This window comes from Actinomycetospora sp. (assembly GCF_055612215.1).
The window spans coordinates 1-3,724 of the sequence record NZ_JBVPVA010000783.1; the positions used below are offsets into that span (position 1 = coordinate 1).

At 76.7% G+C, this 3,724-nt stretch carries 4 protein-coding genes; all 4 read right to left on the reverse strand.

The window, feature by feature from the left end; translation table 11 throughout:
• A partial coding sequence (locus AC0CYZ_RS21435) for a hypothetical protein (protein WP_472219042.1) occupies positions 1-1,103 on the reverse strand: 1,103 nt, incomplete at its 3' end.
• Complete coding sequence (locus tag AC0CYZ_RS21440; protein WP_472219044.1) at positions 1,100-1,354, reverse strand: Trm112 family protein; 255 nt, start codon at positions 1,352-1,354, stop codon at positions 1,100-1,102. The genes AC0CYZ_RS21435 and AC0CYZ_RS21440, both read right to left, overlap by 4 nt.
• Positions 1,351-2,733 (reverse strand): phosphomannomutase/phosphoglucomutase, encoded by a 1,383-nt coding sequence (locus tag AC0CYZ_RS21445; RefSeq protein WP_472219048.1) that lies wholly within the window; start codon positions 2,731-2,733, stop codon positions 1,351-1,353. Before AC0CYZ_RS21445 ends, AC0CYZ_RS21440 begins: the two co-directional genes overlap by 4 nt.
• A gap of 179 nt (positions 2,734-2,912) precedes the next feature.
• Positions 2,913-3,278, reverse strand: coding sequence for a DUF3499 domain-containing protein (locus AC0CYZ_RS21450; RefSeq protein ID WP_472219046.1), 366 nt, complete (start codon positions 3,276-3,278; stop codon positions 2,913-2,915).
• Positions 3,279-3,724 lie beyond the last annotated feature (446 nt).

A 3,724-nucleotide genomic window follows, 5' to 3' on the forward strand; every position in this document is an offset into this window, starting at 1 on the left:
GCCCCGGTCACCCCCGTCGCGAGACCCAGGTAGAGCGCGGCGAGGTCCAGGCGCAGGCTCAGGACCCCCGCGCGGACGGCGTCGTGACCCGGGGTCTCGCCCGCGAGGTCGGCGTCGTCGAGCTCGAGCACGTCCGCCGCCGGCCACCGGCGGGTGGCGTCGGCCGCGAGGCGACGGGTCGCGAGGTCCTCCCGGACCGTGACGAGGGCGAGGCGGGGCGGCGGGCCCTCGTCGGCCGTGTCGTCGAACGGGTCAGCGAAGATCGAGTCGGTGGCGCCCCTCGCCTCGAGGCGGGCGGCGAGCGCGGGGACCGCGGCGGCCCCGGAGAGCGGCCCGGCGTGCGCGACGACGCCGGCGTGGGCGGCGAGGACGACCGCGCCATACCCGGCCAGGGCGGTCGCCACGGGGTCGGTGCCCCACAGCACCGGGGTGTGCTCGGCGAAGCGGAGCGCGAGGGCCTTGGCGGGAGCGACGAACGCCTCGTGGCGGGGCCCGCTGCGCTCGGCCTCGTCGTCGAGCCGGTCGGCCAGGGCCTCGCCGTCGACCTCGAGCAGGCCGAGCGCGCGGGTGGTGGCCAGGGTCGCCGCGAGGTCCGTCGCCGTCGAGAGCCCGTCGAGGCCCGGGATGCGCGGCACCACCTGCATGGCGCGGCCGGCGGCCGCGGCGGGCGCGGGGCCGTCGGCGGGACCGGTGAGCACGACGTGGGCGCTGCGCCGCACCGCGCGGTCGACGGCCTCGGCCACCTGCGCGTCGGCCGGGTCCTGGTCGGAGCCGCGGTGGGAGACGACGACGACGTCGAGCGGGCCGAGCCACGGCGGGGCCACCTCGGTGACGACGACGGGGCACGGGCAGGTCGGGGCGAGCAGCGCCGCGACCAGCCGGGCCTCGGAGTGCTCGGTGCCGGCCCGGGCGAGCAGGACCAGCGCCCGCGGCCGGAGCCCGTCGAGGACGCCCCGCGGACCGACGCCGGCCTCGGCGGCCGCCGCCCAGGTGGCCCGGACCTGCGCGCCTGCCGTCGCGGCCGCACGCAGCAGCCCGGCCCGGTCGGCGTCGAGCAGGCGGCCGGTGTCCTCGAGCAGGGCGTCGTCGAGCACGATGCTCACCCGTCCGCGGGCGTCGCGGCGGTCCCGCCGTGGTCCGGGGTGTCGTCCGGTCCGCCCGTCGCCTCGGAGAGCAGCAGGACCGGGATGCCGTCGGTGACCGGGAAGCGTCGCCCGCAGGTCTGGCAGGTCAGGGCGGCGGCGTCCGGGTCGTCCGGGGTGCCCGGACGGAGCTCGCCGTGGTCGGGCGCGGGGCAGGCGAGGATCTCGAGCAGCACGGGGTCGAGGCCGAGCGGGCCGGTCGGGGTGCTCATCGCCGCACCACCGCGAGCACCTCGTCGCGCAGCGCGGCGACCGCGCCGGCGTCGGAGGCCTCGACGTTGAGCCGCAGCAACGGCTCGGTGTTCGACGGCCGGAGGTTGAACCAGTCCCCGTTCGCGAACGACACGGTCAGCCCGTCCAGGGTGTCGGTGGTGACGTCCTCGCGGTCGCCGTAGAGCTCCTCGACCTCGGCGATCTTCGCCTGCGGGTCGTCCACGGTGGAGTTCACCTCGCCCGACGCCGCGTAGCGCGAGTACTCCGCCATCAGCTCGGAGAGCGGCTTGTCCTGCTCGCCGAGCGCGGCCAGCACGTGCAGCGCGGCCAGCATCCCGGAGTCGGCGCGGAAGAAGTCGCGGAAGTAGTAGTGCGCCGAGTGCTCGCCGCCGAAGATCGCGCCGGTCTGCGCCATCGTGGCCTTGATGAACGAGTGGCCCACGCGGGAGCGGACCGGCGTGCCCCCGGCCTCGGTGATGATCTCGGGGACCGCGCGCGAGGTGATCAGGTTGTGGATCACCGTGCCGCCGGGCTCTTTCGCCAGCTCCCGGGTGGCGACGAGGGCGGTGATCGCGCTCGGGCTGACCGCCTCGCCCAACTCGTCGACCAGAAAGACGCGGTCGGCGTCGCCGTCGAAGGCGAGGCCGGCGTCGACCCGGCCGAGGTTCGACACCTCGCGCTGCAGGTCCTGGAGGTTGTCCGGGTCCAGCGGGTTGGCCTCGTGGTTGGGGAACGTCCCGTCGAGCTCGAAGTAGAGCGGGTGGACCTCGATGGGCAGCGGGTCGAGCACCGCGGGCACGGTGTGCCCGGCCATGCCGTTGGCGGCGTCGACGACCACCGAGAGCGGCCGGATGCCGGAGAGGTCCACGAGGCCGCGCAGGTAGGCGGCGTAGTCCTCGAGCACGTCCTGGCGCCGGACGGTGCCCGGGCGCTCGGCGGGTTCCGCGCCCGCGGCCGCGCCGGGCCCCTGGTCGAGCAGGGCGGCGATCTCGTCGAGCCCGGTGTCCTGACCGACCGGGCTCGCGCCGGCGCGGCAGAGCTTGATGCCGTTGTAGCGCGCGGGGTTGTGGCTCGCGGTGAACATGGCACCGGCGGCGTCGAGCGCCCCGGAGGCGTAGTAGAGCTCGTCGGTGCTGGCCAGGCCGATCTCGGTGACGTCGACCCCCTGGCCCGTCACGCCCTCGGCGAACGCGGCGGCGAGCTCCGGCGAGGAGTCCCGCATGTCGTACCCGACGACGACGCCGTTCGCCGGCACCCCGCCCGCCTCGCCGATGAGGAGCTGCGCGAACGCGGCACCGACGTCACGCACGAAGGCGGCGTCGAGCTGCTCCCCGACGAGACCGCGCACGTCGTAGGCCTTGATCACCTCGCGGACCACGCGGGCGCGCCGGGCGTCCGCGGACTCGCCGCCGTCCTGAGACTGATGGGCCTGCTGAGCCGGTGCTGAACTGCTCACGTCGGCCAGCGTATCGGCCGGGTCCGACACCGTGCGGTGCGGCGGCCACCCGATGGGGTGGGCGGTCGGTGGCGCCGGTGCGGGGTCGGCCGTGCGTCGCGTCAGGCGCCCGACGGGTCGGGCAGGACCCGCAGGTGACCCCGGCGCCCGGTGCCCGCGACCGCCCCGACCTGTCCGACGGCCTCGCTGGGCGGCTCGGCCCGACCCGCCTCGCGGACGGCCTCGGCCAGGGCCGTGAGGTCGTCGGCGGACGGCTCGGAGGGGAAGTCGCCCTCGTAGCGCACGACCTCCCAGCCCCGGGGGGCGGTGAGGCGCAGCGCGTGGGCCTCGCAGAGGTCGTAGGAGTGGGGTTCCGCGCTGGTCGCCAGCGGGCCCACGACGGCCGTCGAATCGGAGTAGACGTACGTCAGCGTGGCGACGGCCGCCCGGCCGCACCCCGTCCGCGAGCACTTCCGTACGCCTCGCACGTCGCAGGACGATAGTCGCCCGGGGGCACCGCGCCGGGCAGGCGCGCTCGGCGCGTCGGGGTCGGACGTCCGCCATCCGGGCGAGTGCCGGGCACGTGGTCCTCCGTTCCCGGACGAGGGGCACGGGGCGCAGGTCCGGGGGCCCGCCGAGCTGCATGGCGTGCCCCTGATCGAGGACGGTGGGCCGGAGGCGGCCCCGAGCACCGGCGAGGGGCACGGGGCGCAGGTTCCGAGGCCCACCGAGCTGTGTGGCGTGCCCGTGACCGTCGCGGCCGCTGCATGGCGTGCCCCTGACCGCGCGGACACGAGCGTCAGCCGCCCGGGCGCACGATTCCGGGGGCCGGACCGGCGTAGGCTCCCGCGACGTGGCGAGAGGTGGGACGCGGACCGGCGCCCGGGAGCCCGATCGGTCGGACCGCACCTCGGCGCGGCCCCCGATACCGACC

Bases quoted from the DNA above. Each gene is read 5' to 3' on its own strand.
- AC0CYZ_RS21440 (WP_472219044.1), bottom strand. From the start codon at position 1,354: ATGAGCACCCCGACCGGCCCGCTCGGCCTCGACCCCGTGCTGCTCGAG.